Source organism: Azotobacter beijerinckii (assembly GCF_900110885.1).
GTDB classification, from domain to species: domain Bacteria; phylum Pseudomonadota; class Gammaproteobacteria; order Pseudomonadales; family Pseudomonadaceae; genus Azotobacter; species Azotobacter beijerinckii.
On record NZ_FOFJ01000036.1, the window covers coordinates 1 to 26649 of the forward strand.

Genomic DNA, 26649 nt, shown 5'->3' on the forward strand with positions numbered 1-26649 from the left:
GCCAGCTGCGCAACCGCCACCAGAACCGGCGTATGCGCCCTGGCTTGCTGAACAAGCGCCCGCCGGACAGACGCACATACCAGCCATAACGCCCATGGTTAATACGCTCCATTTCGCTGAACAGGGTAAATGCCAGGGCCAACTCAAAATGCACCGTCGACCGGGGATCGATCTTGCAGGGCAACTTGGGAGAGTCCACAGCATCCCCCACAAAAGCATCGGACAGCCTTCCATTGGCGTCGACCATACCGACCCGGTGAACCTCGACGGCATGCGCACTGGTATTGGCAACCTCCAGTTGGCTGCCATCCAAGGCCAGGCACAGACTTGTACGGCCTCTCCAGGCATTCCACGCCGCAAGCACAAACCCGCCCCACGCCGGGCCTCTGGCCCACCAGTCGGCATCCTTCAAAAAACTCGCGATCCACTCGGGCAAAAAACTCATGAGGGCAGACTCCTTTCGACATGAGGGCGGGCGCTGCGTGAAACCAGCGCCCCGGTCGATGGTACGCCAGCGCCCTACCCTCTGGCGGCCACGGGGCCTGAAAAAGCCCGCCGGAGCGGGCCTTTGTGTGGGGGGCGATTGAACATAGCGCCCGTTGCGCGCACTCGGGGCGTTATGCCTCGTCTGGCACCCAGTTGCCATTGACGTACTTGCCCTTTGGCAAGTCGGCAGGCTTAGGCTTGCCCAGGACATAACAGACGGAAATTCGATTATCGATCTTGGGGTTTGGGGAGCAATGGAACCGAAACTGCACTTAAGCTCTGCGCCTGCCTTGCAAGCCCTTGCTGTGTCTGGGGTTTTCGGGAAAACCATCATTTTGTCGGACTTTTACAGACCCTGGCGCCGGGGCAGTCCAATGCATGAAAAACGGTATGGAAAAGCCGTTCGCTGAAACAAAGTCTGGATAACCGCCCATGTTTTCGGCAGCGATGAACTCTAATTCGGCCTTACGTTGGTTTTTGGTTCCATTGCTCCCCAAACCCCATCTTCGGATTGGTTACCGAGGTCACTGCTATAAGCTTCCACCCCTCACCCCCCTGAATGGCTTTGTTGGCTTCTTGGGGGCTATAGACCTCTTTTACTTCATGTGCTTCATGCAGTTGCATAATGGCCTCTCCTTGGGATGTTGAGGAAGGACAGTGTAACTCGAACACCGTTCATCTCGATGTTGTCGTTACTGTCACGCCCGATAATCGTCACTCAGCCCCGCCTCCCGCAGTCGCTGCTGCAGCACCGCGACCGCCTCGAAGGCCTGGGTCCGCTCGGCCACCACCATGGAGTTCTCCCGCTCCAGGCTGCGAAGGCTCTGCGTGTAGCGCTCCCCATCCCTGCTCCTCGCCTTGAACTCCTCCTGATAGTTCCGATGCGCGCGGCTGGCCTCATCCTTGTGGCGCTTGAGGATGTTCTGGATACCCTGGTCGTTGCCCATCGTTTCGATGCAGACACTAAAGCGGGAGTCCTTGAACAGCCTGTCGATCAGATCGCGCACGCTCGGGACATACAGGTGCTCCAGGTCGTTGCGGATCGTCATGTGATCGTCGATGCACCACAGCAGAAACGCCAGGTCGCTATCGCTCAGCCGAAACTCGCGCAGGCCTTCGGCATCCTGCAGATCGCCACCGCCGCCGAGAGGACTGCCGCGCTCGGCCACCAGTTTGGAATTCTCCTGCTCCAGCTGCTCGACTCGCGCCCGCAGTCCCTTAACCTCCAGCCGCTGCCGCTCCAGAAAACACCGCACCTCGGCCGCGTCCTGCTCCAGCGCCTCGCGCGACCAGCGCACGTCGCCCGGATAGTCGTGCCCCACACTGGCGACGGACAGGCGCCGCCACAGGCTGGTATAGGCCCGCTCATTCTGGCTGCCAGGATGCCACTCGTTGCAATACTGGCTCTCCTTGCCCGCCAGATACCGGAGGAGCGTCAGCTCGTCGCTGGTGAACTCCATGTCGACGCGCCTGCCCTCCTCCCGCTCGCGCTTCTTCTTCTCCCGGTGCCGCCGCTGCCGCTCAGCGGAGGTCAGCGGCCGGCGTGCGGCCTGCACCAAGTCTAGAGTCTGGGTGTCATGTGGATCGATCATCGGCGTGTCCTTCGTCGTCAGCGGGCTTTGGCTAATCCTACTCCTTTAGCTAATTAGCTAAAAGAATAATTAGCTAAAAAGCGAATTAGCTAAAAAGCGAATTAGTGGACAGCAGCACGCTCTTTCCAAGCCACCTTCCGGGCCCAGGCAATGCCATCAATGATGGCTACTTGCTACAATTCGCCCTCCATTTTTCCCGGAAAGGACACCACCCCATGCGAATTCCCGTCATCCTCATGCTCGTCGCCGCCACCTCGCTGGCCATGGACGCCGAAGCCCGGCGCCGATCGGGCGGCGGCTCGAAGTCCTACTCCTCGAGCCGCAGCTACGTCGCGCCCGCCGCTGCGACTGCCACCGGCGCGGCGGCTCTTGGCACGGCAGGAACCAGCTTCGCCTCGGGCCGGCGCTACGTTTCCGTCGCCAGCCTGAACGTTCGCAGCGAAAGCTCCGCCGCTGGCCAAGTGCTCAGGACGTTGAAGAAGGGAGCCGTCGTTTACGCCTACGAAACCGAGTCCGACTGGGTCCGCATCTCGCCGGATGACGCCACCCCGGAATGGGTGATCGGCAGTTCCCTGTCCCGATCCAAGCGATAACCACCAACAGCCGCAGCCACGCACAAAATTAGCGAATTAGCGAATTAGCCTTGCCCCCAGACCGCGGCAATCTTCCGCCGGGTGGCCTTTCGGAGCTTGGCCAGTTCCTGCCGCTGTTTCTTCCGCTCCTCGATGTCCTGAAAAGTCGGGCGCTACACGCCCGATGGATGTGTTAAATTTGAGCGACCCAAAGCACAAACCAAAACCAAAATGCTTGGCCAAAGCATCAGAGGGGATGAGTTATGTTCTTGATCGAAGAGACGCGCGAAGAAACCTTGGCTGTCAAAGCCACCGCTGCCGGAAAGCCCGTTGCCAAGCGCAAAACGCCAGACCGGCCACGGACGTTTGACGATACCCGCATCGCTGCACGCGGCGGCGAAGCCGCGTTCGAGTATTTCGTCAAACACGGCAAGCTGCCTGTTTCCAAGTAGTAGCGATTGCCATCGGTCAAGGTCTCTGACCTCTTCAAGGAATCGGAAGGCTGGTACAGGTACTACGCCGACTTCTACAACAACAAGCTTTTTGGTGACCTCCCGGACGACTTCGGCCGGGATGAAGGGCTTGATCTCGACTACCTGCACCATATCCATCTGGCAATGACTGCCAAACTCGTAGCCAGATGGAAAATCAAGCGCCGCCAGTTCGACCGCACCACAGACCCCAAAGACCCGGCCAACGACTATTGGCTAGTCTATGCCTATGACGACCTGCGCGACGAGTACCTGCTGCTGACCATCCTCGGCCCCAATGCTCACAGCCGGCCGGAATGGGGCGCATTCCTGCGCACCGTCGCGCACGACATTGTCGAGCCCTGGATACAGGGCCGCGTCGTCTATACCGATCCCGACGAATAGCGTTATCCGTCACGCCGACGGCTCATCGGCCTGCCTCCCCTGCGTCATCAACAATCTAGCCAACTCCTGCTGCTGCGCCCGAAGCTCGCCACGTAGCTCGGCGGCGCTGCCGGCCTCCCGCTTGGCTTCCTCGCGCGCCTCGCGCACCTCCTGACGGACTCCTTCCAGGGGGTGTAAGCCGGAACCGCCGAAAATTCCGTCGGAAAACATTGGCAGCGAGGTTTCCGGCTATTTCTGCTATCCGATATGGTTTTTCGAGCCTTTTTTGCTGGCTCAAGCGGGCTGTTTTCGGCCTGACTATGCCGTCACCGGGAAACAACTGTTTGGCGACAACCCGCGCCAGTGCTGGCTTTACGAGGTTGACGGAAAAATCTGGGGTTCCGGCTTACAACCCCTTCCAGCTCGCGGGCGGAACCCTCGAGACGCACCTCGGGCCGCCGGCGCCGACCGCGGCAGATCGCCCAAGATACCCGCCGGGCCGCTCGGCGAAACCACCTCGTCCGCCGCCCTCACCATGCCCGCCTGGCTTCCGCCACCGAGCGCAGCGCTTGCTGCCCGCCACACCACAGCCAAAACCCTCCAGCGGCCCGCCATGCAACGCTGCCGCTTCGCTGTGGCCCGATCCTGCGTTTGCTCGCCTTTCGTGCTGCAGGCCCCTCGGAGGCTGCAGGCACGGCGAAAGAGCCAAGACCTTACCCCTCGGCTGATTACTTGGAGCGCAGCGACACTGCCGAAGGCTGGTCCGTGAAGGAGCGAAGTGCCGTTGCACAGTGGTTGCGGTTGCATGCTGTGTTGATCGGCGCACAGCGACTGGAACGGGCCGGGGTCAGGATGACGGCGGCGCTCTGGCTGACCTCGACTGGGGACCCCCCGCGCCTACGGCGCGAAATGGGGGATCGCTTATTGCTTGGTGGTTGGTCATGCGCAGGAGGTATGGTTTGCACGGGGGGAAAGGCTCTGCTCTTTCCCGTAGGGGGTACCAGTGGACGGTAAAATTTGCAGAACTATAAAAGCGGGCAAGCGCCTACTCGTGGCATCCGGGCGGAACAGGTGGAAAAACGGGGGGCGTCGGTACCGGCGACGGCCAAAAGACGGTCGGACGGGCGACCTGGATGGCTTGACCGGCATCCAGGCATGAGGGGGCACCGTCGATGACGGTGCGTGGGAGGAAGGAATCAGGCCGGCGGGTGGGTGCGGTCGAGGATGGCGACCAGCTCGGCGCGGGACTTGTCGGGATAGGCCAAGGCCAGGCGGTGCAACTCGGCAGCACGCTCTCGGGCGTACTCGATGTGCTGGACGTTAGCCTGCTGTTCGGCCTGGGCGCGGCGGGCGCCCTCCGCGCGACGATGGCTCTCGCGGCGCTGCTGCTGGTCGGCCAGCTCCTGCAGGGCGTCCTTCTGCTGGCGAGCGGAGATTTCGCGCAGCTTGCGCTCGCGGGCGACCTTCTTCTTCGTGCGTGCCTCGGCCAACTGATGGGACAGGCCCAGGTCGATGAAGAAGCGCGGCCGTAGATGGAGGGTCACGCGGCTGATCCAGTGCATCCCGTGCTTGTAGATCCGCCGCACCCGGCGGCGGACGTAGCCGGCCCGCTCCAGGTCAGTGAGCGTGCGTGACACGCGGCATTCGGTCAGGTCGCCATCCTGAGCCAGGCCGCGCTGCCGGTTCAATCTGAAGGCGCCCGACTCATCGAGCCAGCCCAGGCAGAGCGTGGCCAGGTCGACACGAGCGAGGATCGGCTCGGCCAGTGCGGCCAGGGCGTTCCAACGCTGCTGCTTTGTGCGGCAGCCGGATTTGTGAATGGTGTCGAGGCGGCGAATCCAGCGGCCAGCACGGGTGCGGGCCTCCTCAATCACCCGCTCGACGGCGGTGCCGAGAAAGGTGGCGCGCTGCTTATCGGACAGGGACCGCGGGCGGCGCCCGGCTTCATGGCCTGCAACGGGCTTGAAGGGCGGGGCTGGGCGATGATCGGTCAGCTCGGCATAGACGCCGGACTCAGGAGAGCCGGGGAGATAGGATTTGACCGGCTTCAAGACTGTCCCCACAGGATGGGGAGCTGCTCGAAACGGTCAGGGCGCACGAAGGGTGCGCTGGCAACTGTCGGAACCTGCAAAAAAGCAGGACGGCCCGCACGGGCGGCCGTGTTCAGCATGTCGCTTCCCCTAGCAACGGGCTTGCTTAGAAGGGTACCGACCGATAAACTCCGACCTTGCGTGGGTCGTTCAGAGTTTATTCTTTGGTCGATCTCCGAAAACCCCAAGCTTGCCGGCCTGGGGTTTTCTTTTTTCTAATCCCTTGATTTTTCTAAAATTCTTTTGACCTATCGGTCAGCTGAAGAAAGTCTAACACTACCAAAAAGAATTTTACACTATTCGTGTTTTGTTTTTCTCTCGCTGTCGTCTTTCTTCTCGACTTTCGAGGCTATCGATCGCGCTCAGAACCAACTGTAGCGATGTCGTCATCCCCGGATGCGTCATCCCATCGCTATCTGAGATCAGGCACAGCCATTCGACATGGTTATAGATTCGGTCGATAGTATCGCCGTTGCTATCGGCGATCAAAGGATTTCCATTTGATGACATTGTCATGCAGCTCCTTGCTAAAGTACTCCGCGAAGGGCCGCGCATTCTACCTTTCTGCCAAAACACTGGATATAAAAACAGTGTGGCGTAACGACATATCCCCTGTGTGATGCGTAACGCCTGGCTCTCCGTTAGGTTGTCTCGCTGGCCTGCATCTTCTTCCACGCCTTCTCCACTGCTTTCTCCGCCGCCGTCTTACCCGTATAGAGCGCCGTCAGCCGCTGGGGCCGGGTCTGGTCGCCAGCGGTGACCTTGCTCTCCTTGCCCGTCTTCTCGTCCCGGTACCAGGCCAGGACGCCGGTGTAGTCGGTCGCCTCCTCGGCCAGGTCGAGGATTTCCTCGCCATCCGGCAGCTTCGACTCCAGCTCCAGGCTGGTGGTGTAGGCATCGGCGGTGAAGCTGTGCGCGACGTGAGAGCCCAGCCAGGTGATGGCGGCGATTTCGTCCTTGATGCCGGTCAGCGAGTAGGTCAGCTCGGGGATCAGGTCGGGGCGGCCTCTGGCCAGGCTGTAGCTGAGGGTCGCGGTGCCACGCTGCAGGCGGCTCCATTCGGCGCGGGCGGCGTTGAGGGCGCTGGCCTGGTCGGTGTGGACGTGGCGCAGATCCTTGAGGTTGTCCCCACCCCCGGCGATGGCCTCCTTCTTCTCGGCGCTGTTCGTGTCGTAGTAGTAGGCGCGCACGCCGCTATAGCTGTCGCGGTCGGCCTGCAGGAAGCGGTGCTGGTCGCCATCTGTGCGGGTCAGGGTGATGTGCGGCAGCGGCAGGCCGCTCGCGGTGGTGGATTTACCCGCCGGCATGAACAGCAGCCGGCCGGCCTTCACGGTGGCGATGGCGTCGTGCTGCTCGCCCAGGCGGGCCAGCAGGTTGGCATCGCTTTCGTTGGCCTGGTCGAGGTGGGCCATCGGGATCTGCGCGAAGCTTGGCGCAATGACAGGCTGAAGGCCGTTGCTGCTGGCGATGGCCTTGATGACGTCGCCCAGGGTTTGCTGGTCCCAGCTGCGCTCCCGCTTGGTCTTCAGTCCCTCGCGCAGGTCGGCCGAGCGGGCGCGGATGGAGAGCACGTCCGGCGAACCGCTGTGCTCGGTTTCGTCTACCGTGTAGCTGCCCTTGTAGGTCAGGCCGGTATCGCTCCAGCCCAGCCAAAGCTGCACCGTGGCGCCGCGCGGCGGGATGGCCAGCCGCCCGTCGTGGTCGCTGAGCTGGATGTCGAGGGTGTCGGCCTCGAGGCCGCGGTTGTCTGTGAGGCCGATGGCGATCAGGCGTTGGGTGATGGCGGCGGTGATGTCCCGGCCGTCCACCACCACGCGGCAGGTCGGATAGGCGTAGGCGGCAGCGTCCATCACAGCAGCACCTGGAGCAGCTCGCCCACCGTGCTGGGGAAGCTGCCGAGTAGGTCGACGCGGTCGTCGTCGATCCTCTTCAGGGCGATGTTGAACTCGATGCGCCGGGCAGCGCCGTCCTGGAAGAACAGGGTGTGCGTCTCGCTCAGGCTCTCGATGACCCACAGGCCATAGACCCGCCCGGTGCCGTCGACCACCGGCCAGGCCTTGCCGGTGTCGGCCATCTCGCGGACTTTGTCGAGGCTGACCTGGCTGCCGGCCAGCTCGGGCAGCAGCACGCCCGGCAGGGTGATCGCGTCGTCTCCCGGCCCCAGGTACTGCCGCGCCGGGCGGGTGCCGATGCGGCTGGTGGAGCCGTGCCGCCAGTCGGTCTGCCGCTGGAACTCCTGGTAGGCCAGGGTCTGCAGGCTGAAAACGAACTGTCCGAGAGCCATCATCATGGCGGGTCACTCCTGGTCGTGCAGGCGAGAGCGGACGCGGGACGCCTTGGTGCGCTCGCGCTCGTCGAGGATGCGATTGATCTGCTGCGCTAGGTCGGCCGGGTTGCCGCCGGGCGCTGCCTGGATGGTGATCTGGATGGTGTCGCCCTGGACGGTGATCGGCGTGGCCGTGGAGGCAGCCAGCGGCGGGCGGCTGTCGATCCGCGGGCCGTCGAGCAGCAGCGCCTCGAGACGCGGCAGGTCGGCGAAGGTGACCTGCAGCTGTTGCGTCAGTGCCGGCAGATCCGGCCGTGGCAGATCTCCGCTCCGGTAGCGGATCTGCTGCATCTGCTCGGGCAGGGTGGCCATGGGCACCTCTTGCAGCTGCGGTAGTGCGGCAGCGGCTGGCGACGCACCGGCAGTGACACCCAGGGCCACCGTGCCGGCAGCCGTGAGGCGCTTGGCTAGGTCGGTGACCTGCTGCAGCGGTCCGCCTTGCCCCGCCACCAGCCCCTGCTCGAGGCCCTGCATGGTGAAGCCGCCGAGCTGGGCGAAGACACGGCTGGGCGAGTGGATGCCGAGTTTTGCCTTGAACCAGCCGATGGCCTTGTCGCCCGCCCCGGTGATGGCCTCCTTGACGCTGCCGAGCGCGCCGGTGATGCCGTTGGCCAGGCCCTGGAGGATGTCGGCGCCGAACTGGCGGAAGCGCTCCGGCAGGCTGGCGAACCAGGTCATCAGGCTGGCGAACTGGCTCTTGATGCCTTCCCACAACGCGGCGAACTTCGGCCCCAGGGTGCCCCAGTTCTGCCAGACCAGATAGGCGCCTGCAGCCAGTGCGGCAATGGCGGCGATGATCAGCAGCACCGGCCCCATGGCGACCCCGGCGCTGATGCCGAGAGTGGCCAGGCCGAGCTTGACCATCGCCAAGGGGCCAACCAGGCCGGCCAGGATGATCGTCAGGCCACCCCCGACTGCCGCCAGCGCGGCGACAGCGACGGCGACCTTGACCAGGGTGTTGGCCAGCTCGGGATTGGCCTTGAACCAGCCGGTCACTGCCTTGGTCGCGGCGAGGATGTCCCCCTCGAAGGCGTCCAGCACTGTCATCAGCTCGCCCGACAGCATCCGCTGCAGCCTGATCAGCGCACTGCCGGCGTTGTCGCCGAGGGTGTCGCCCATCCGGTCGGTCGCCCCGGTGACCTCGCCGAGGCGATCCTCGACGCTGGCCAGCCCCTTGAGAAACTGGGGGATCTGGTCGACCGAGAGGTCCTCGAGCGGCGTGCCGAACAGCGCGATGGCGGTGTTGGCCCGGGTGGCCGGGTCCTTGATCGCCAGCAGGCCCTTGACCGTTTTCATCAGGGCGCCGCGGGCTTCGGGGCCGCCCTTGGCGATCGCAGTCGACATCTTCTGCGCGTTGAGGCCGATTTCCTTGTAGGCCTCCTGGCTGCCCTTGGACATGTCCGAGCCGCGCAGGGTGAACTCCTTGAGGGCGTCGCCGGTCTTGTCCAGGGCGAACTTGCCCTGGCCGGCGGCGGACACCAGCAGGTTCATCGCCTCCTTGCCGTTGAAGCCCAGGGCACGAAAGTTGGTGGCGTACTCGTGGACGATCTCCGGCAGCTCCTGGCGCAGGCTGACCGAGACGTTCTGCATCCCGCCGGCCATCAGGTCGAAGGCCTCGGTGGCATCCCTGGCCAGGCCGTTCTGGATCATGATGCTGGCCATCTGCACGGACTCGGCCACGTCCAGGTCGAAGGTGTTGGCCAGGGTGGTGGCGCGCTTGGTCAGCGCTTCGAGCTGGCCGGCGCCGAGCTTGCCCAGCGAGCCGAAGCCCCCGCCGACCGCCGACAGCGCCTCGGCGACCTGCTCCAGGCTATCGCCGGTCCCGCCGCTGTAGACGCTGTTGATGATCGCCCGGTACTGCTTGGCCTCGGCGGCCCCCTGGCCGAACTGGGCGGCGGTCTTCGCGCCGAGCTGCTGGTTGGCGAAGGCCTGCGAGCCCATCGAGGCCATGGCACCGCCGCCGGCAGCGAGGGCCACCGATCCGGCGGTGGCGACCTTGCCGGCGACCTCCTTGGATTTCTCGTAGGCCGCCTTGGCCTTGGCCAGCCGCTCCTGCTGCTGGGCCAAGCGCCGCATGCCGTCCTGCTGTTCGGCGATGCTGCGGGTGCTTTGCTCGACTCGTCGCCTGAGCCGCAGCTCTTCGGCGCCCAGGCGGTTGGTCTGGATGCCGGCCGAGTTCAGGCGGGTCTGTAGGCTCTGCAACTGGCGTTGCTGCTCGCTGTAACTGGCCTTGAGCTTGTGGCCCTCGCGCATGGCGCGCTGGAATTCGGTGGTCATTTGCCGGGTAGGCCGGGCCGCCGCCGCCATCTGCTCGGACAGCGCCTTGATCCGTTCCCGGTTGGCCCGGATCGCCTCGCTGGTCTGCTTCGAGGCGGCCTGCACCGCGCGAAAGCTCTCCACGTCCTTCTGCTGGCCCTGCAGGCCCCTGAGCGCCTCGCGGGTCTGCTTGAGCGTCTGGGCCAGCTCGCTGCCGCCCTGGCTGACGGCGCGGATCGGGCGCGTGGCGCGGTCGACTGCCTGCAGGATGACTTCAAGCCTTAGATCGCGTGCCATGCGGGCTCTCCACACGCTGCCGGGCGCGCTCGCGCCACTCCATCAGTTCGGTGAGACTCAGCGGCTCCATGTCCGCCGGCCCCCAGTGAAAGACCATGGCCAGGTCGGCCATGGCGTCCTCTACATGGCGAGGGATGCTTCCGCCTTCGCCGACTTCGGCAGCAAAAAACCGGTGACCTCGCTGCCCAGCTGGAACAGGTCGGCCGGGTCGAGGAAGCCGATTTCATGGTCGGTGAGTGCCGGGGTGGTGAGGCGCGGCAGGACCTTGCGCAGGGCGATCACGTCCATCTGCATCAGCTCGAGCAGCGAGACGCCGCGCAGCTCGCCGGCGTGCGGCTTGCGCAGCTCGATGGCGGTGATGGTCTGCTCGCCGCGCTGGATCGGGGTGTCGAGGGTGACGGTCTTGGTGGTGCTGGTCATGGTGGTGTTCCTGGTTGTGCGGGGTGGGGCCGGCGAGCGCGCCGGCGGCAGGTGGCCTGGCATGCCTTACAGGCCGATGGCGCGGCGCTGCTCGGCCAGGCGGTCGACGCTGCCGACCGTCTCGATCATGTTGAGCAGGTCGATTTCGATCTCGGTGACGCCGTTGACGATCAGCTTGTAGTAGCTGCAGGTGGTCACGATGCTGACCTCGGTGTCCTCGCCGGGCTCGGCGTCGCCCAGGTTGATTTCCTCGTGCCGGCCACGCACGACGATCTCCACGGCGGTGACCTCGCCGGTGTCGTCGCGCTGGTAGGCGCCGGCGAAGCGCAGCAGCACGCCGTCGGCGGTCGTGATGCCGAACTGGCGCAGCACGGTCAGGTCGAGGCCGCCGAGGGTCCACTCGAACTGCAGGCCGTCGTCGCTCATGCCGTGGTCGATCTTCACCGGGCCGTTCATGCCGCCGCCGCGGTAGCTCTCCATCTTGCGGGCCAGGGGCGGCAGGGTGGCGGTCTTGCTCTCGCCGAGGTAGCTGTTGCCGTCGTTGAACAGGTTCAGGTTCTTGAGTTTGCGGGGCAGTGCCATGCTGGCGGGCTCCTATCAGGCGTTGATCCGGCTGGCGAAGTCGACCAGGAAGCGATCGGTGATCCGCTGGTTGAAGGTCAGGTTCTCGAGCGGCGGGACCGGGGTGTAGGCGTAGTCGATGTAGAGCTTGCCGGCCGAGAGGGTGGCCGCCTCGTTGAGGGTGGGGTCGTACCAGGCCTCGGCGTCGATGATGTAGCCCAGGCGCTTGAGTTCGCGGAACTTGGCGTTGACCCCCTCGAGGATGTCGCGCACCAGGCTCGGGTGCAGGGGCTTGTCGGCCGCCCACAGATGCCCCTCGGCGATGGTGTCGCTCAGCACCTGGGCGGTGCGGGTGGCGGACTCGAAGGCGAACAGCGGGTCGGCGCTGCAGGTGCGCGAGCCCCAGAAGCGGAAGCCGTCGCGGCGGATCAGGGTGGTGACGTCGGCGGCGTTGAGGTAGCCGGCGTCGGTGGCCGGGTCCTGCAGGTCCCAGAACACGTCGGCGCCGATGCCGGTGACGCCGTTGACCGGAACGTTGGAGAGCGTCTTGTGCCAGCCTACCTCCTGGTCGATCTTGGCGCGCAGGCCGAGGGCGCGGGCGACGGCCGGGGCCGCCTGGTCGGCGCTGCTGGCGGTGTCCCAGCTGATGAAGTCCGGCCAGATAGTCATCAGCTCGCGCTGCCCGAAGTTTTCCCGGTAGGCGACGGCCTCCTCCTTGGTGGCGCACTCCCAGGCCGAGGCATAGGCGAAGCCGCGCAGCTTCTGGGCGATAGCCGCCAGTTCGGTGGCCACGGCCAGGCTGTCGAGCCCCGGCACGCCGAGGATGCGCGGCTTGACGCCGAGCCGGGCCTGGGCGGCCAGCAGGGCCTTGAGGCCGGTCATCTGGCCGCCGGCGGTGGTGGTGCCGATGATCTTGCTGGCCTGGTCGGCCGCGATGGCCTCGGCATCTGCGCCGGCGCCGTCGGCCACGCGCACCACGACGGTCAGGGCGTTGGTCTGGTCGGCGATGGCGTCCAGCGTACTCGCCAGGGTACCCAGCTCGCCGGCCTTGCCGGCCGAGGCCTGGGGATTGGTCACCAGAACCGGAGTATCGAGCGGAAAGGCCACGGCGTCGGCATCGCTGCCGGTGCAGACGACGCCGACGACGGCGGTGGAAACAGTGCGGATCGGGCGCGTGCCGTCGCTGGCTTCGACGACGCGTATGCCGTGATGGTAATCGACTGGCATGAGGGGTTCCTGCGCAGGGGTATGTCCTGCGCAGGGTGGCGTGGGGGCGGTGGATCGGGTAGCGCCGGGGGTTGTAGCGGGCGGCGCTACAGGGCGCGGTCAGGCGGGTTGCTGCAGCAGCGCGGCGACGTCGGGGTTTTCGTTGAGGAAAGCGGCGAGCTTGGCGACCGGATCGGGGGCAGCCGGCGCCTGGGGCCTGTTGACCAGCGCCCAGGCCACGCCGTTCCAGCGCGGCCAGCGGTCCTCGGGCCATTCTGCCGGCGGCGGAACGGTGGTGGTGCGCGCCGGCATCAGCCAGACGCCGGGCTCGAGCGGCGACTCGTCGGCCACGGTTTCGCCCTGGTAGAGGCCGGCGGGGCTGTACTGGTAGACGATCATGGTCTCTCTCCTCAGAAGGCGATACAGGCCAGCAGGGCGACGTTGCGCGGGCGGGTTTCGCTGCCGCCGGTGGTGCCGATGGTCAGGCCATGGCTGTGCTCGCCCGCCTCGTTGATGCTCAGGCCGTGGAAGTGGTCGCCGTTCTCGGTGGTCGTGTGCGTCTGCTCGCCGTAGTAGTCCTCGTCGCCGAGCACCGCATTGCCCGGGTCGACCGGGGAGCGGTCCCGCTTGAAGGTCACGCTGTGGCTATGACGCCCGTTGTTGGTCGTCTTGCCGGTATGGGTGTGCTTGCCGGCCGTCGCCACACTGCCGCTGTGGGTGTGGCTCTGGGTGGCCCCGCTCTGGGAGCTGCCCAGCTCGCGGCCACTATCCACCCCGCGGCCGTCGTCCCAGCCGCGGACGAACTCCCCTCTCAAGTCGGGCAGGTTGAAGGTGGTGAAGCCGTCGCCGGACCCAAAGCGCGTGCCGAGCCGGGCGAACAGCGCCGCGTAGACCGTGCGGCTGACCGCCGCGCCGTTGGCCTTGAGCCCGAAGGGGCCCGGCGTGGCGGCGGCGGTGTGATAGATGTCGCCCGGCTGGCGGACCCGCTGGTTGACCTCGTCCCGGCTATAGACCTTGAGGTTCTCGCGGGAGGCCGCCTTGTCCAGGACGTCGGCGAGGTTCTGGCTGCGCTCGAGCGGCGCCCCGGCGCTGCCGGCCGGCTCGTTCTGCACCAGGGTGATGCGCGTGCCGGCCGGGTAGCTCTGGCCCAGGTGCAGGCGGGTTTCCAGGCTCTCGTCCGGCTGCCACTCGCCGGCGCCGCTGCCCAGGTCGAGGCGCAGGCCGTCGACGTACACGGCCAGGCCGTAGGTGGTGGTGAGGGCCAGGTCGACGACGGTCTGCTCGGCGGCGAGCAACTGCTTCTCGGCGACGGTGTCGACGGTGACGCTGATCGCGTCCGGGTTCTGCCACTCGTAGTCGCCATCGGCGTTGCTGGCCTTGCCCAGCAGCTGGCCGACGGTGCCGCCGGGGATGAGGGTGGCGGCGGTGATGTTGTTGATCACCCAGGTATGCGTAGCGACGCTCACGTTGGGGTCGAGCATCAGCGTGATGTTATCGGCGTTATCCACCCGGAACACCACGCGCACGACCGTGTCCGAGAACGCCCCCTCGTCGGCCGTGGGTTTGTAGACGTCCGGCAGGTTGCCGACAACGATCAGGCTGCCGTCGGCATCGAACACGCCGATCTCGCGCAGCACAAATCCCCCGGTTTGCGCAGGGATCACCAGCTCGGCGAAGAACTGCTGCGGGTCATTGGCATCTTGGTAAATGCGATTGATCGCGGCCCGGTAGCGCTCGCGCACCAGGTGCGTCTGCAGCTCGCCGGGCGTGGTCGGGTTACCGTTGCCGTCGCCCACAGCCATGGCCGTGAGGGTGAGCGCCGTCCCGAGCGCACTGGCCTCGGCCAGACGCTGCATGCCGTAGGTCGTGAACAAGCTCCGGTACGTCATGCGTCGGTCCCCACCAGATCGCCGAAATAGTGATGCATAGCCGCGCAGGCCATAGCGTACTCGGCCTGCGCCCAGAACCGGTGATACGTGAAGGTCGGCACGTTTTCCGGCGTTGGGTCGGCGATATAGGCCTGGATCTTCGGCCAGTCCGGGTCATCCTCCATGAACGATCTGATCGAGATGAAGGTGGCGCCGGAAGCAACGCTGTCGCCGTTGGGCATCTGGCCGGTAAAGCTCGCAGGAACGTAGACGGGGTCGGCATAGCGGGTGTAATCGGCACGCGCCTCCTCACGGGTGAGCCCCTTGCTGCCCTTGAACAGCGTCCAGGTGCGGTCCAGTAGCTCGCGGGCCAGGGTGTAGCAATCCTGCGCGGTATGGCTACTGCCAGGGATGGCGCTGGCGAACTTGTTCATCCGCCGCTTGGCCTCGGCATACTCGATCAACAGGCGTGAGAGCGAGGCTGCGACGCCGATGTCCACGCTGGACTCAACCACCGTGCAGTGCAGATTCGGGTTCGGCACGTTGCTGGCGGTCCAGAACGCCCCGTAGTTACCTGTGCCGTCCCAGTCGAGGCTGGGCAGGTACTCGTAGACGCCCTCCAGGTTGGCGGACGTGGCGGTCTGCCCGGCCACGGCCGTGGTCGATACCCAGGACAGCGTCGAGGGCAGCGAGTAGCTGCCATCGCTGCTGAGGGTCACATGACCCAGCACAAAGTTGATGAACCGGTCGAGGATGATTTCCAGGTTCGGGCGGATCTCGACCGCCAGGCTGCTGGTCTTGTCCGACACCTCGAGCAGCAGATCGGTGCAGCGTTGCAGTCCCCAGCACTGGAAGCCAAACCAGTTGTTCGACGGTGGGTCGTGCCAGACCGGCGCGTAGGTATAGAACATGCCGTAGAACTTGGCGTTCTGCCGTCCATCGGTCGGCGTCTCGTAGCGGCCGTGCCAGCTATTGGACACACCGCCAGCGATGGGGCCTTCCGGAGATTGCAGCCAGCGCAGCATCTCGATCTGGCGGTACAGCGAGCCGAGCCAGATATCCCCGGCCGACGGCGATTGCGGGGTATAGCCGCCCCCGCCGGTCGCCATGAAATAGGCGATATCGGGCGCCTGATAGCCCTGGTGGCACTCGGATGAGCCGATCCGAAATCCCCAGGATGGCTGTTGCCCGGACGCCGGAATCTCACCACCCCACGAGGCGTACCAGCTAATCAGCTTGTGGCACGATTCGTAGGGCGCTGCCGAAGTGGCGGCTTGGGTGTAATTCCCGATTTTCCGATAGTACTTGTCGAACAGGGCATAGCGCAGGTAGTCGCCCATTTTCTTCGCCTTGGTGTCCTGGGCGGCCACGCTTGATGCCACCCCGTTCGCGGCGGCGAACTTATGCGCCAAATAGGCATGCTGGATAACCCGCGCCTCGGCATCGGGAGCACAGGTGTAGCGCCACTGCTTGCCATACTCGAACGGAGCGTCGGGATAGACCGGCTGGTTTTTATTAAACAGCGGCAGGTAGCCGTAGGCGCTGCCGAATTCGAAATCCTCCCAGGACGGATGGGTCACGGTCTCGAACGAGGATTCCTGCAGGCCTCGCGAGTAGTTGTTGATGAACACGCCGGTCTCGCTGTTGTCGCCGTTGTGATAGCCGTAGACCCCATCGACATCGATCAGCCAGTGCATGAGGAACATGCGGCCGTTGCCGTAGGTAGTCTGCAATTCGGCATAGAGCGGATCGACACCCACGGGCACGCCGGTATTCGGCAGCGTCGGGTAGGCGTTGGGCAGATCGCCTTCGGGCTGGTAGGTGGCCGGGCTGCCAGGCGTGTAGGTGCCCGCCGGCTGGTTGGCCGCACTGGGGATGTAGTTACTCTCGATAGAGGCCCAGCAGGCCGTGTAACCGCTCCAGTTGTTCGACAGCGCCCCTTTCCAAGCCTCCACTCCGGCCCAGAACGAAGCGGTCTCCGAGACGGACTCGTGCCCGTGGTCCGGGGCCTCGTTGATCAGGGTTTCCGGGCAGTGATAGGGGATCGTGCGGGCGTTCGCGCCGCTTTGCGGCCCGAAGTAGCCGTTGCTCGGCTCATGCAGCGCGGCATAGAGGACATTGAAGCGGTCGAGGTAGACATCGACCACCACAGCGCTCGGCAGTTGGCAGAGGCCCGTGGCGTCAGCCAGCACGGCATTCACGGGCGAGGACAGCTGGAGGCTGAAGGTCTCGGCCGGCTGGCCGGCGTCGCTCTGGCGCACCGGGATCGTCAGGGTCTTGCTGGTTTCTCCCGGCGCGAAGGTCAGCGTGCCGGTGGTCGCAGTGAAGTCTTCCGGCGGCGTGGCTGTGCCGGGCACGGTGGCGTAATTGACGGCGACCGGCTGTGCGGAGGGCGCCGAGAGGGTGACGACGAAAACAGCGGTACGGGCCATGGTCGATCCTGTTACGCAGCGGCAATGGTGCCAAGGGCTTCGAGGAAGCCGCCAGAGCCTTTCTGGGCGGCGGTGTAGTCGTACTGGACGGCGGCGCCGATCTGGATCGTCAGCGTCCCGGCAGCCGTGGTGTAGACCTGCCCGGTGATTTCGAGCAGGTTGTCATCGCCGCCGTTGGCGGAACTCGGGAAGATCAGAGGGGCACCCTTCGCATGGGCGAACTGGGCTACCGGAGCACCGCTCGAATCGAACGTGGCCGCGCGGATGGCCACCGACTGCACCCCCGCCGTACCACCGATGCCAACGCGGATTCCCTTGCCGACGGCGGTCGTGCGGTACAGCAACGATGCCGAGAGCCGGTAGACGGTATTGGCCTGTACGTTGAATGTCAGGGCATCGACCAGGGTGGTCTCGGTCACGCCCAGGTCATCGCTTCGCAGAGCGGTGAGCGTGCCACTGCTACTGCCGGGAGACTCTGGCAGCAATGTTTCGATATAGGCCTGCAGCGCCGCTCGCGGCAGGCGTTTGTTGCCGCTCTGGCGCACCAGAAATTCCGTGCCGGCATCCAGAGCCTCGGCTGCCGCAAACGCACTGGTTTTGCGAGTCATCAATCATCCTCCAGGAGGGTATCGTCATCGTCGACGAGCGGGATGTCGTCGTCGTCGACCAGGGTTTCGGCGGGTGTCGGTGCCGGGGCGGTGAACAGGGGGGCGAGCAGGTCGAGTTTGCTCGGCTGCGGAGTGCTCCAGTCGTCTTGGAGCAGGCCGCCGGTGTCGCCCGAATTGGGGTTGAGCGACCAGTAGGCGAAGGACAGGCCGGTCTGGCTGCTGGGCAGATCGCGCTGGCCATCGCCGTCGAAATCGCCGTTGAGATACTTCACCAGTTCCTGCGTCCACTGGATCTCGTAGGCCCCATGGGGCGCCGCACCCACCGTGCCCGTTCCATCCACCCCGTATTTGCCGCCGAACTCGCCGATCCAGATCGGCGCGATACCTTGCTCGGCAATGAAGCCCCAGTGGCTGCGCCAGACGGCGTACAGGTTCATCGGCCAGTTGGCGGGCGGCGTCTGGCCGTCGTAGGCCAGCCAGGACTGCGTGCCGACGGATTGGCCGTATTCATGTGGCGAGTAGACGACGCGATCGGCCTGCGTCAGTACCACCGGCCGGGTCGCCACGCCCATCAGCTGGCCGCCCCACCAGTAGCTGTCGTCGTTGTACTGACCCACCCCTTCGACCATGACCAACCAGTGCGGCGCGACTGCATGAAGGGCATTGCCACAGGCCTCGGCCAGCGTCGCCCAGTCATTCCAGGTCAGGTCATGCGGTTCGTTGTGTAGGTCGGCGCCGACCACGTTGGGTTTGCTGCCATAGCGCTGAGCCATGGCGATCCAGCTGTTGTGCCAGTCCGTTTCGCTGTAGCCGGCATCGGTCGGAGCCCCATCGGCGCCGGCGCCGGCCGCTCGGCGGTGGTGATCGAGCACGACGTACAACCCCTTGTCGGCGGCGTAGTCGATGATCAGGTCGAGGATTTCGAGCGCGGTCTTGCCGGTGAAGGCCGGATTGAGCGCGAAGTCGATGGCCGAGGGTGGCGGCGTGGCGCCGACGATGTCGCCGGAGAATGGCAGGCGGATGCAGTTGAAGCCCAGCTCGGCGATCTGGTCGACGATGGCGGTGTAGCTGCGTAGCCAGGTGCCGTGCGGCGTGTGGTTGGTACCCTCGGCACCGAACCAGTTTACGGAGCTGAGCTGCACCGGCGTACCGGTGGCGACATCGAGGATCTGTGCGCCGGCGGTCATCAGGGCGCCCAGCGGTACAGGATCGGTCGGCGTTTCCGGATCTTCCGGTTCGGCGTCGCCCTCGAGGGAGGCATCGCCCACGGACAGCGCAGGCAGACTGTCGCCAGTCAGCGTGGCGTCGCCGATCGAGAGGCTGGGCAGAATCGAACCGCCTGCCAGCAGCGCATCGAGGCGGGCCTTGTCCTCGGCGGCCAGGAATCCGGCAGCGCTTTCGGTGGCCACGGCATGGGCCTCGCCGCCGGCGCCGATATGATTGTCGATCTGCTCGCGCAGGCTGGCCAGGGTGGCGAGCAGTGCGGTGACATCGAGGCACTGCACCGGGATGCGGTAATCCCGCGGGCCAGCGGTGACGCGCAGGATATAGCTGCCATCCGGCGCGGAGAACTGGATCAGGCCGTAGTCGGTGGCGTGGAAGGGGTTGCCCTGCGGCGTACCGCCGGCCCCCTGCAGGCCCTCGACCAGGGTGACACCGTCCTCGCGGTACAGATAACAGGTAGCCCCTGGCAGGATGGCGCCGGTGGTGTCTTGGGCAAAGAAGCTCTTGATGTCCATGTACGACTATCCGAGGCAGATGGCCAGTGCATTGATCACGACGGGGTTTCCCTTGAAACCCAGCTGGATTTCGTTGCCGACACAGGCCACGGCGGCTGCATAGACCGTGCAAGGGCTGCGGACGGCGAATTGCACCTGCTCGAGGTGCGAGCGCAGGTTCTTGGCGTTCTCGACAATCCGCAGGATGCCGGCCATGTCGGTCTGCATCAGTTGCCCCTGGTCGACATCGACCAGCAGGCGGTAGGTGTAGGGCTGACCGGGCGGGCTCTGGTTGAACCACTCCTGCACGCGCACCTCGACGCCCAGCGTTGAAACAGCCCGACGCACCGCGCCGATGGTTCCCTTGATGCGCTGCACCGGCAGGGCCTGGCGGACGGTGTCGCGCTTCTGCTGCTCGCTCCAGGCGTCGCTCCACTCGTCCACCGACCAAGCCCAGGCGAGCCAGGGCAGCAGCGCGAGGGGGCAGGTGTCCGGGTCCCATAGGTCGCGGATCGGCACCGACAGGTCGGTGGCAGTCGCCCCGACCTCGGCCAGGGCCCGCTCCAGGGCGGTGCTGTTGGGAGGCAGCAGGTCAGACATCGGTCTCCCCCGCCACGGTGAGGGTGATGCCGGTGCAGTAGCTGGCCTCGCCGCTGCCGATCACCAGGTTGGCGACCGGCGCACTCAGGTCGACCCGCTGCACGCCGGGCTGGTGCAGCGCGGCATAGAGCCCGGAGAGAGTCACGTCGCGGCGCAGAGCATGCTGAGCGGCGGCATAGGCCTCGGCCGCGGCCAGGGCGGCGGCGCGTACCACGGCGGCATCCGGCCCTGGATAGAGGACCAGCTCGGCGACGATGGCATAGGTAACGATGCTGGCCGACTGCACGCCGACCTGGTCGGTCATCGGTCGCACTTCCTCGGCGTTCAGCGCGCGACTGACAGCCGCGAGCAGCTCCTCGGAAGCACTGCCGTCGCCGCTGCGCGACAGGACGTAGACGGTGACCACGCCGGGTACCGGGCTGACGGCCTCGATGTCGGCGACGTCGGGGTCGGCGCTCAGCCCGTGGTAGACGTAGCTCATCTGGCTGCCGGCGGTGGTGTAGCCCTCCGGCGAGAGCTGGATGCGCCGGCGGAAGGCGGTGTCGTCTTCGTAGACCGGCGCCCGGGGCGGGATGGCCGTGCTGTCGCCCGGATCGACCAGCAGGCGCTCGACGTCGTCGCGGGCGCCCAGCTGGTCGAGGTCGGGGCCAACGGCATAGGCGAGCATGACGGCGCGGGCCGCGTCGTTGATGCGTTGGCGCAGGAGCAGCTCGCGGTAGGCGTTTTCCTGCAGCAGCTTGTTGAGCGGGTCGGACTCCAGCGCAAGGCGCGCGGCGAGGTCGGCCTGTTCGGCTGCCGGGTGGAGGCCGATCAGCCGGGCCTTGCGCTCGGCGAGAATCGTCTCGAAGTCCAGCGGCTCGATGACGGTGGGAGCCGGCAACAGGCTGAGGTCGATGGCGGTGCTCATGCGGTGGCTCCCATCTTGAGCGGCACACGCAGGCTGAGCGGCGCATTGCCGTCGACCTCGCTGCCCTCGATGTCGAGAAAGGCACTGCCCGGCGCGCTGCCGAGGGTGAGCTGCACACGGGACAGGCGCAGACGCGGCTCCCAGCGCATCAGCGCGGCGGCGCTGGCGGCATAGAGGCGCGTGACGGTCACGCCGTGGAGCGGCTGGTCGATCAGCTCGGGCAGCAGGCTGCCATAGTCGCGGCGCATCAGGCGCGAGCCCAGCGGGGTGGTGAGGATGTCGGCGATCGACTGGCGCAGGTGCTCGAGGTCGGCGATGGCCAGGCCGGTGGTGCGGGACATGCCGGTCATTGCGGTTCATCCGAGGTGCCGGAGCCGCTCTGCACGCCGCCGTGGACGTGCCCGATCAGGCTGATAAGGGCCGCGATCACGTCCTCGCTCACGGTGACCAGGCCGGTGATGTTCACGCCCTCGGCCGACAGCTCGAGGACCACCGGACCACAGCGCAGGACGTATTTGCCATCGGCCGGAATGTCGATCAGGTACTGGCTGTTCTCGGTGTCGTACTCGATCACCGCGCCGTCGCGGTAGGTGCGCCGGTGGCGTTTCGGGTCGTTGTCCGGTGCGGGGAAGGCGTCGCTGTACAGGCCGACGAGCACGGCGCCGGTGGCCGGATCGCCGGAGGGCGAGAACAGGATGCACTGCTCGCCGCGGCTCGGCGGGTCCCACTCGCGGTCCTCGCCGGCGCGCGCTGCGAAGAAGGGCAGCCAGCCGGTGAGCAGGCCGCCGGTCTTCACGCGGCAGCGCGGTTTTTCCGGATCGACTTCGGCGACGGTGCCGAAGCGGATCAGGTTTTCGAGGCGGCGGATAAGGTCGGCGGTATTCATGGCAACCATGCTGGCCCGCAGCAGGTGCGGGTGTCGCGTGGCCGGGCTTGTAGCGGCGGGCGCTACAGGCCGAGGTCAGCCGGCCAGGTGCTCGAGCAGGCGGTCGCGGATCAGCTCCAGGTCGGCATCGGTGAGGCCGAGCAGTTGCCGCCGGTCGTACTGGACGTCGGGGGCGCCCCGCTCGGCCCGGTCGCGCAGGCCGTACTGGTGGACGCGGGCGAGGCGCGCGGTGCGGCCGACGAAGCCGAGGGCGATGCTGCCCGCCGTGCTCTGCAGCTTGAGGTGCTTGGCCTGGCGCAGCTTGGCGAACATCTGCCGGCGCACGCGGCCGACCTTGCCGCGCAGGTCCCTCCTGGGCTTGCGCGGGGCGTAGGGGGTGCCGTCCGGGTTCTTCTGCGCGGCGATGCGCTGCTGCTGGTTGCGGCGCAGGTCGCGGGCGATGGTCTGGTTGAGCTGGCGGCGCTCGCCGGCGCCGAGTTTGGCGAGCAGGACGCCGGCCCAGTCCTCGAGGGCGCGCAGATCATCAGCCATGGCGGGTCGGCCCCGGGTGCGGAGTTTCCAGGGCGACGCCGGTCGGGGCCGGCGTGTCCCATTCGGCGAGCAGCTCGCCGTCGGCGAAGACCTGCAGATGGGTGCTCTCCAGGTGCTCGGTGTACGGTGGCTCCTCGGCGTGGGTGACCTGCAGGGTGCCGTCGGCCTGCTTCCTGACGATGACCCGCTCGGTGAGCGGCAGGGTGATCGACAGGTCGACCTTGTCGTTGGCCAGCACGTCGGCCTCGAACTGGATGGCGTCCTTGCCCTTCTCCAGGTTGACCAGCAGCTCGGACTGGTTGACCAGCAGCCAGGCCAGCAGCGGGATGGCGATGGCGTCCGGGTGCCCGGCGTAGTCGGTGAACAGCAGGTTGAGGGTGTAGCCGTACTCGAAGGACAGGCCGCCCGCAGCGGTGCTACGCAGCCGCCCCTTGTCGATGAAGACCAGCAGGCGGTCGGGGTTGTGGCGCAGCTCGGGCACCGCGGTGAGCAGGTGGGCGCGCAGGGATTCGGGTTTGTTCATCCCCAGACCCTCCACGGTGTGGTCGGCTCCATCGCCTCGACCGTCTCCGGCCAGGTGATCGGGGCAACCGACCGAACGTTTCCGTGGTAGCCGGGCACTGCCGTGTACACCGGGTCTTCGTCGGTCCCGCCGGTGCGCTCGTACCAGACGCCAATAATGTCGATGGCATCCTCGCCTTCCAGCGGGACCAGGGCACCATCGACGAGTTGGGCGGCGCCGACCTCGATCAGCGCGGACTGGAGCGTGTCGGCATCGGGCGCCCGCAGGTAGTAGTCGGTCATGGGGACTCCTTATGCGGCGGTGAGAGCCTGCAGGTCAGTGTTCGGCAGGCGCCGAGGGTAATAGGCAACGGAGCGCAAGTGCCCGTTCAGATAACCCCCGGCGGCCGTCCATCCACCCGCGCCGAGCGTCAGTCTCGTTGGCGATACCGGTATCTCGCAGGCGGTATCTGCAGACCCGAGCGCACCGTTGCTCGCCAGAAGCATGTCGTTGCGCCGCATGGCCAGCGCGCACCGGAAGCCGAGCGTGGCGTTGTTGGCTATGGACGCCACGCTGATCGGTGCCGTATCCGGGTTGGCGATATCGAACGACGTGATGTGCTTGATGAACAGGGTTGTGCCGAGTGCGCCACCCGCGCCAATGTCTACGGATACCTTGGTGCTGGCGTTTCGGTTGAGCAGATCGCCCTTGACTACGATGGTCCCCTCGCTCTGGCGATACCACGGGGCCATGACGTTCACTGATACCACGTCGGCAGCCCGCGTCACCTGTGCCGTTGCCGTCGGGATAGGACTGGTGGCGAATGCGCCCGCCTCGAGCTGCACGCGCCACAGGTAGATCGTCCCAGTCACACCTGCGCTGTCGTTGCGGTCGGGGTAGATGCGAACCTGCGTGCAGTTCGCCGGGGTAGTAAACGTCACCGTCAACCGGGTCCATCGCGCCGTCGTGGCACTGGCGTTGACGGTAGCCGCGACCAGGAACGCGCTGTTGGTGTGGTCGTACACCGCATACGAGTTGGACGGTTTCGTGCCCAACCGGACGAAGTAGCTGAACGTGTACTGCTGGCCCGGCGTGACCGTAAGAAGCTGGTAGGTCTGCGCGACCGTACCGTAGTTGAGCCGGGTGGAGTTGAATGTCCCGTCTGGCGATGGGATGGTCGACTCGATTGAACCGGTCTGTCCGATCCATGGTAGCGTGAGGATCGAGTCAGACTGTAGGCACAGGTTGGTGCGCTGCTCCTCGATCAGCAGGCCCAGGGGCGTAAGGGTCAGAGGGTCGTAGTCGAACCGAGGCTGGTTGGCGGCGACCCACTCGTAGACCCCCGCGGCGTTGAATCGCCCGCCGCCGGTCGAGCGGGTGAGCGTGACGAGGGCGGAGAACGACTTGGCGGTCGGCTTCTGCCAGACAGCCCCCATGCTGTACTGCTGGTTGATGAAGTCCAGCGACAGGGACGGCCCGAAGTAGCGCTGTGCACCGGCCTCCCCGATCGTCCTGACCATCGGATGCACCAAGCTAGCGACGATCGGCGTGCGCATCACATCCGCACCTTGGCGCCGGCATCGGTGCAGTTGATGAAGCTGAACTTCAGCTTGTCCCCCGCCTTCACATTCAGCTCGAATGTCGTCCTCTTGGAAAAGATCAGTTCGGGGTATTCATGGAAACCGGCCCCGTCGATATCCAGAGCGACACGCACTTCTCCCTTGCCGATCGTGCCAATGATGAAAGCTTGCACGACACCATCGGCACTGATGGAAATCTCCGGTGCCTGGAAGTTGCTTTTTCCGGTGTAGTTTCCCAGTAGGGCCATGGTGTTACCTCAATTCAGCGCAGGGCGCCCAGTAATTCTCCCCGCCGGCGGCGAGGTAGCCGGCCTTCAAGCCCTCGATCACCGCCGGCAGCGATTCCTTGAGGCTGCGGACGTGGAGGCGCAGCGGCAGCGGCGTGTGCAGGTCGGCGACCAGGTCGTCGAGGCGGTCAATCTGTTCGGCAATCTCGTCCATGGGGGCGTCTCATCGGGTGTTCTGTTGGTGGCGATAGACCATGTCCACCTGGGCAGCACATTCGGCCCAGGCGGCTTCGGTGCGCTCGAGCGCCTCGAGCAGGTCGCCGTTACTGCGCGGACTGCTCGGCGACAGCCGGCACGGCACGACTATCGGGCAGGCGCTCACGGTAAGCGTCGGCGCCGGTGAGGGCGGGACGCTCGAGCAGCCGGCGGGCAGCGTCAGGCAGAGGCCGAGCAGCCCAGTCGCGCAGTTCCTGGTTTTCATGTTTGAGGTCCTCGAGCTGGGATTGCCGGCGGGCCAGCGCGGCGCGCAGGTCGTCCTGGGTGGCGCGCAGCCCGGCCTGGGCGGCACGCTCCTTGACCAGGTCGGCGGCCAGGGTGGTGGTCTGGCGGGCAAGCTGGTCGCGCTGCTCGATGGCCTGCTGCGCGGCAGCCTCGGCACGGTCGCGTTGCTGAGCGACGCCCCAGGCATAGAGGGCGAGACTGGCCAGCATGGCGAGCAACAGCATCAGGCGGATCACAGCCCCACCTCGCACAGCTCTCGCTCTGTGGCTCTGCGCTGGACCAGGCCAGGCAGTTTCTCCTCGCCGGCATAGACCCAGCGGGACAGCTCCGCGCAGGCACCGGCCGCATCACCGGCATTGAGCTTGCGCAGCAGTGTCGAGCCGGAAAGCCTCCCGGAGCCCACGTTGTAGGCGAAGGATGCCAGGGCCGCCCGGCGTTCCACCGGCAGCGGCACCGTCACCAGCCGGTCGACCTGCTCCAGGGCGTCGCCAAGGTCGCCACGCAACAAGGCGTCGCACTCGGCCTGACTTCTGGTCTGCCCTATGCGCGCCGTAGCCGTGTGGCCGTAGCAGATCGTCGGGATGCCTACCGGGTCGCGGTAAGCCTTGGTACGCAGCCCCTCGAAATTGGCGACGACGACCGAAGCAATGCTCAGGGTCGCCCCGGCGGCGGCGATGGCCAACCGTCGTTGCATGGTCATTGCCGTTCCACTCCTGCGCGCTCGGCCTTGCGCTCGCGCAACAGCTTGCGCACCAGGACCACGATCTGCAGCAGCACATAGATGCCGGTCAGGATCGCGACCCAATCGCTGATGCTCATGCCGGCGATCACTGCGCTGGTGACAGCCACAGGGGGGGCGGATTTTGCTGCTTCGATGGCGGCAGCTTGAAACAGGTTTTGGTCGGCCATGCCGCGCTCCTTGGTTGCGGTCAGTCCCATAGCTGGACAGTCTGGGTTTGTGGCTGCGGCGCCTGCTCGGGCAGGGTCACGCGCTGGCCGTGGGGCAGGATCGGGCCGAGGTCGGCCAGACCCGGGTTGGCCTCGAGCACCGCCTCGACCACCCCGGCGGTGCGGCCGTAGTGCCGCCAGCAGAGGGCGTCGAGGGTGTCGCCCTGGTGGGCGATGACGGCGGCCATCAGATCAGCTCCACGGTGGTATGCGCGTTGCCGAGCACATCGCGGATCGCCCAGCGGGCGTCGCGGCGGTATTCGTCGATGCTGGGGGTGAGGTCGTCGGCGCGCTGGTTGCCGGCGGCGGTGGCGTCGTAGCTGCGGTAGCGCTCGGCCAGCTCGGCGCCGGCGGTGCAGTAGACGGCGCGGCGGTAGAGGTGGACGAGTTCGCTTTCGCCCTTGATGGTCACCGCCGGCACGTCGACCAGGGCCGCGTGGCCGTTGGCCTGCTCGCCGGACTTGTAGGTGGCGAGTTCGCGGTTGACGCTGATGATGGCGTTGACCGCGGCGACCTCGAGGCGGGCATCGGTGATGCTGCTGTCCAGGCGCAGGGCCGCGCGCAGGTGGTCGGCGTCGATGTCCGGGAACCAGCCGTCGTTGACCAGGACGAAGGGCGCGGCGCTGCCGCCGTTGGCGATGAATCCGCTCATGCTGTGCTCCAGGTTCGGCGGTGGGCGGG

General features: G+C 66.1%; 35 protein-coding genes and 1 pseudogene. 3 read left to right on the forward strand and 33 right to left on the reverse strand.

The window, feature by feature from the left end:
- The 3 genes from BMY22_RS15940 to BMY22_RS24435 all read right to left on the reverse strand — a co-directional run.
- Positions 1–445, reverse strand: a 445-nt coding sequence (locus tag BMY22_RS15940; protein WP_143068512.1) for a hypothetical protein, incomplete at its 3' end; no start/stop codon positions are given.
- 506 nt (positions 446–951) lie between these two features.
- Positions 952–1110 carry a hypothetical protein gene (locus BMY22_RS24430; protein WP_167363750.1) on the reverse strand — a complete coding sequence of 53 codons (159 nt, stop codon included), beginning with the start codon at positions 1108–1110 and terminating at the stop codon, positions 952–954.
- A gap of 74 nt (positions 1111–1184) precedes the next feature.
- Positions 1185–2078, reverse strand: a complete 894-nt coding sequence (locus tag BMY22_RS24435; RefSeq protein ID WP_090623761.1) for a hypothetical protein — start codon at positions 2076–2078, stop codon at positions 1185–1187.
- 215 nt (positions 2079–2293) lie between these two features.
- On the opposite strand from BMY22_RS24435, the gene BMY22_RS15950 reads away from it, so the two are divergent.
- The 3 genes from BMY22_RS15950 (at position 2294) to BMY22_RS15960 (ending at position 3525) form a co-directional block, all read left to right on the forward strand.
- On the forward strand, positions 2294–2671 hold the full coding sequence (locus tag BMY22_RS15950) for an SH3 domain-containing protein (RefSeq protein ID WP_090623763.1): 378 nt from the start codon (positions 2294–2296) through the stop codon (positions 2669–2671).
- Between the two features lie 242 nt (positions 2672–2913).
- Positions 2914–3102, forward strand: coding sequence for a hypothetical protein (locus BMY22_RS15955; RefSeq protein ID WP_090623764.1), 189 nt, complete (start codon positions 2914–2916; stop codon positions 3100–3102).
- Between the two features lie 6 nt (positions 3103–3108).
- Positions 3109–3525 carry a type II toxin-antitoxin system YafO family toxin gene (locus tag BMY22_RS15960; protein WP_090623766.1) on the forward strand — a complete coding sequence of 139 codons (417 nt, stop codon included), beginning with the start codon at positions 3109–3111 and terminating at the stop codon, positions 3523–3525.
- A 9-nt stretch (positions 3526–3534) separates the two neighbouring features.
- Here the strand turns inward: BMY22_RS15960 and BMY22_RS15965 are convergent, their stop codons facing one another.
- The 30 genes and pseudogenes from BMY22_RS15965 to BMY22_RS16105 all read right to left on the reverse strand — a co-directional run bounded on the left by BMY22_RS15965 (position 3535) and on the right by BMY22_RS16105 (position 26620).
- Complete coding sequence (locus tag BMY22_RS15965; RefSeq protein ID WP_090623767.1) at positions 3535–3735, reverse strand: hypothetical protein; 201 nt, start codon at positions 3733–3735, stop codon at positions 3535–3537.
- 965 nt (positions 3736–4700) lie between these two features.
- A complete protein-coding gene (locus BMY22_RS15970) occupies positions 4701–5555 on the reverse strand; it encodes a hypothetical protein (protein ID WP_090623769.1) in 855 nt (284 codons plus the stop codon).
- Positions 5556–6235: 680 nt separating this feature from the next.
- Positions 6236–7444, reverse strand: a complete 1209-nt coding sequence (locus BMY22_RS15975; RefSeq protein ID WP_090623770.1) for a phage late control D family protein — start codon at positions 7442–7444, stop codon at positions 6236–6238.
- On the reverse strand, positions 7444–7884 hold the full coding sequence (locus tag BMY22_RS15980; protein WP_090623772.1) for a phage tail protein: 441 nt from the start codon (positions 7882–7884) through the stop codon (positions 7444–7446). Before BMY22_RS15980 ends, BMY22_RS15975 begins: the two co-directional genes overlap by 1 nt.
- A 6-nt stretch (positions 7885–7890) precedes the next feature.
- Positions 7891–10473 carry a phage tail tape measure protein gene (locus tag BMY22_RS15985; protein WP_090623773.1) on the reverse strand — a complete coding sequence of 861 codons (2583 nt, stop codon included), beginning with the start codon at positions 10471–10473 and terminating at the stop codon, positions 7891–7893.
- Positions 10451–10585 carry a GpE family phage tail protein gene (locus tag BMY22_RS15990; protein WP_090623775.1) on the reverse strand — a complete coding sequence of 45 codons (135 nt, stop codon included), beginning with the start codon at positions 10583–10585 and terminating at the stop codon, positions 10451–10453. Before BMY22_RS15990 ends, BMY22_RS15985 begins: the two co-directional genes overlap by 23 nt.
- Before the next feature lie 8 nt (positions 10586–10593).
- A complete protein-coding gene (locus BMY22_RS15995; protein WP_090623777.1) occupies positions 10594–10893 on the reverse strand; it encodes a phage tail assembly protein in 300 nt (99 codons plus the stop codon).
- Between the two features lie 66 nt (positions 10894–10959).
- Positions 10960–11475, reverse strand: coding sequence for a phage major tail tube protein (locus BMY22_RS16000; protein ID WP_090623778.1), 516 nt, complete (start codon positions 11473–11475; stop codon positions 10960–10962).
- A 15-nt stretch (positions 11476–11490) separates the two neighbouring features.
- On the reverse strand, positions 11491–12681 hold the full coding sequence (locus BMY22_RS16005; protein ID WP_090623780.1) for a phage tail sheath protein: 1191 nt from the start codon (positions 12679–12681) through the stop codon (positions 11491–11493).
- A gap of 99 nt (positions 12682–12780) precedes the next feature.
- Positions 12781–13059 carry a phage tail protein gene (locus BMY22_RS16010; RefSeq protein ID WP_090623781.1) on the reverse strand — a complete coding sequence of 93 codons (279 nt, stop codon included), beginning with the start codon at positions 13057–13059 and terminating at the stop codon, positions 12781–12783.
- 11 nt (positions 13060–13070) lie between these two features.
- Positions 13071–14549: a phage tail-collar fiber domain-containing protein gene (locus BMY22_RS16015; protein ID WP_090623783.1), complete on the reverse strand. Its 1479-nt coding sequence runs from the start codon at positions 14547–14549 to the stop codon at positions 13071–13073.
- Positions 14546–16960: a glycoside hydrolase family 48 protein gene (locus BMY22_RS16020; protein WP_090623784.1), complete on the reverse strand. Its 2415-nt coding sequence runs from the start codon at positions 16958–16960 to the stop codon at positions 14546–14548. Before BMY22_RS16020 ends, BMY22_RS16015 begins: the two co-directional genes overlap by 4 nt.
- Positions 16961–16971: 11 nt before the next feature.
- A complete protein-coding gene (locus tag BMY22_RS16025) occupies positions 16972–17568 on the reverse strand; it encodes a hypothetical protein (protein WP_090623786.1) in 597 nt (198 codons plus the stop codon).
- Positions 17568–19307, reverse strand: a complete 1740-nt coding sequence (locus BMY22_RS16030; RefSeq protein WP_208599307.1) for a glycoside hydrolase family 5 protein — start codon at positions 19305–19307, stop codon at positions 17568–17570. The genes BMY22_RS16025 and BMY22_RS16030 overlap by 1 nt, the downstream gene beginning before the upstream one ends.
- A gap of 6 nt (positions 19308–19313) precedes the next feature.
- The gene (locus tag BMY22_RS16035) at positions 19314–19886 is read right to left on the reverse strand and encodes a phage tail protein I (protein ID WP_090623787.1); all 573 of its coding nucleotides are present in this window, start codon (positions 19884–19886) and stop codon (positions 19314–19316) included.
- Complete coding sequence (locus BMY22_RS16040; RefSeq protein ID WP_090623789.1) at positions 19879–20793, reverse strand: baseplate assembly protein; 915 nt, start codon at positions 20791–20793, stop codon at positions 19879–19881. The genes BMY22_RS16035 and BMY22_RS16040 overlap by 8 nt, the downstream gene beginning before the upstream one ends.
- Positions 20790–21143, reverse strand: coding sequence for a GPW/gp25 family protein (locus tag BMY22_RS16045; RefSeq protein WP_090623790.1), 354 nt, complete (start codon positions 21141–21143; stop codon positions 20790–20792). The genes BMY22_RS16040 and BMY22_RS16045 overlap by 4 nt, the downstream gene beginning before the upstream one ends.
- On the reverse strand, positions 21140–21688 hold the full coding sequence (locus tag BMY22_RS16050; protein WP_090623791.1) for a phage baseplate assembly protein V: 549 nt from the start codon (positions 21686–21688) through the stop codon (positions 21140–21142). The genes BMY22_RS16045 and BMY22_RS16050 overlap by 4 nt, the downstream gene beginning before the upstream one ends.
- 66 nt (positions 21689–21754) lie before the next feature.
- Positions 21755–22210, reverse strand: a complete 456-nt coding sequence (locus tag BMY22_RS16055; protein ID WP_090623793.1) for a phage virion morphogenesis protein — start codon at positions 22208–22210, stop codon at positions 21755–21757.
- Positions 22203–22733, reverse strand: a complete 531-nt coding sequence (locus BMY22_RS16060) for a phage tail protein (protein WP_090623794.1) — start codon at positions 22731–22733, stop codon at positions 22203–22205. The genes BMY22_RS16055 and BMY22_RS16060 overlap by 8 nt, the downstream gene beginning before the upstream one ends.
- The gene (locus tag BMY22_RS16065) at positions 22730–23014 is read right to left on the reverse strand and encodes a hypothetical protein (RefSeq protein ID WP_090623796.1); all 285 of its coding nucleotides are present in this window, start codon (positions 23012–23014) and stop codon (positions 22730–22732) included. The genes BMY22_RS16060 and BMY22_RS16065 overlap by 4 nt, the downstream gene beginning before the upstream one ends.
- Positions 23015–23023: 9 nt before the next feature.
- Positions 23024–24268 (reverse strand): phage head spike fiber domain-containing protein, encoded by a 1245-nt coding sequence (locus BMY22_RS16070; protein ID WP_090623798.1) that lies wholly within the window; start codon positions 24266–24268, stop codon positions 23024–23026.
- Entirely contained in the window at positions 24268–24540 is a 273-nt protein-coding gene (locus BMY22_RS16075) for a hypothetical protein (RefSeq protein ID WP_090623799.1), read from the reverse strand. Before BMY22_RS16075 ends, BMY22_RS16070 begins: the two co-directional genes overlap by 1 nt.
- Positions 24541–24544: 4 nt before the next feature.
- Positions 24545–24733 carry a hypothetical protein gene (locus BMY22_RS16080; protein WP_090623801.1) on the reverse strand — a complete coding sequence of 63 codons (189 nt, stop codon included), beginning with the start codon at positions 24731–24733 and terminating at the stop codon, positions 24545–24547.
- A 9-nt stretch (positions 24734–24742) separates the two neighbouring features.
- Positions 24743–25000, reverse strand: coding sequence for an Rz1-like lysis system protein LysC (gene lysC / locus BMY22_RS24935; RefSeq protein ID WP_341865012.1), 258 nt, complete (start codon positions 24998–25000; stop codon positions 24743–24745).
- A pseudogene (locus BMY22_RS16085) lies at positions 24927–25244 on the reverse strand (Rz-like lysis system protein LysB); the annotation flags it as partial. The gene lysC and the pseudogene BMY22_RS16085, both read right to left, overlap by 74 nt.
- Positions 25245–25252: 8 nt before the next feature.
- The gene (locus tag BMY22_RS16090) at positions 25253–25720 is read right to left on the reverse strand and encodes a lysozyme (RefSeq protein ID WP_090623802.1); all 468 of its coding nucleotides are present in this window, start codon (positions 25718–25720) and stop codon (positions 25253–25255) included.
- Complete coding sequence (locus tag BMY22_RS16095; protein WP_090623803.1) at positions 25717–25929, reverse strand: hypothetical protein; 213 nt, start codon at positions 25927–25929, stop codon at positions 25717–25719. The genes BMY22_RS16090 and BMY22_RS16095 overlap by 4 nt, the downstream gene beginning before the upstream one ends.
- Before the next feature lie 20 nt (positions 25930–25949).
- On the reverse strand, positions 25950–26156 hold the full coding sequence (locus BMY22_RS16100; RefSeq protein WP_090623805.1) for a tail protein X: 207 nt from the start codon (positions 26154–26156) through the stop codon (positions 25950–25952).
- Positions 26156–26620 carry a head completion/stabilization protein gene (locus BMY22_RS16105; RefSeq protein ID WP_090623806.1) on the reverse strand — a complete coding sequence of 155 codons (465 nt, stop codon included), beginning with the start codon at positions 26618–26620 and terminating at the stop codon, positions 26156–26158. Before BMY22_RS16105 ends, BMY22_RS16100 begins: the two co-directional genes overlap by 1 nt.
- Positions 26621–26649 lie beyond the last annotated feature (29 nt).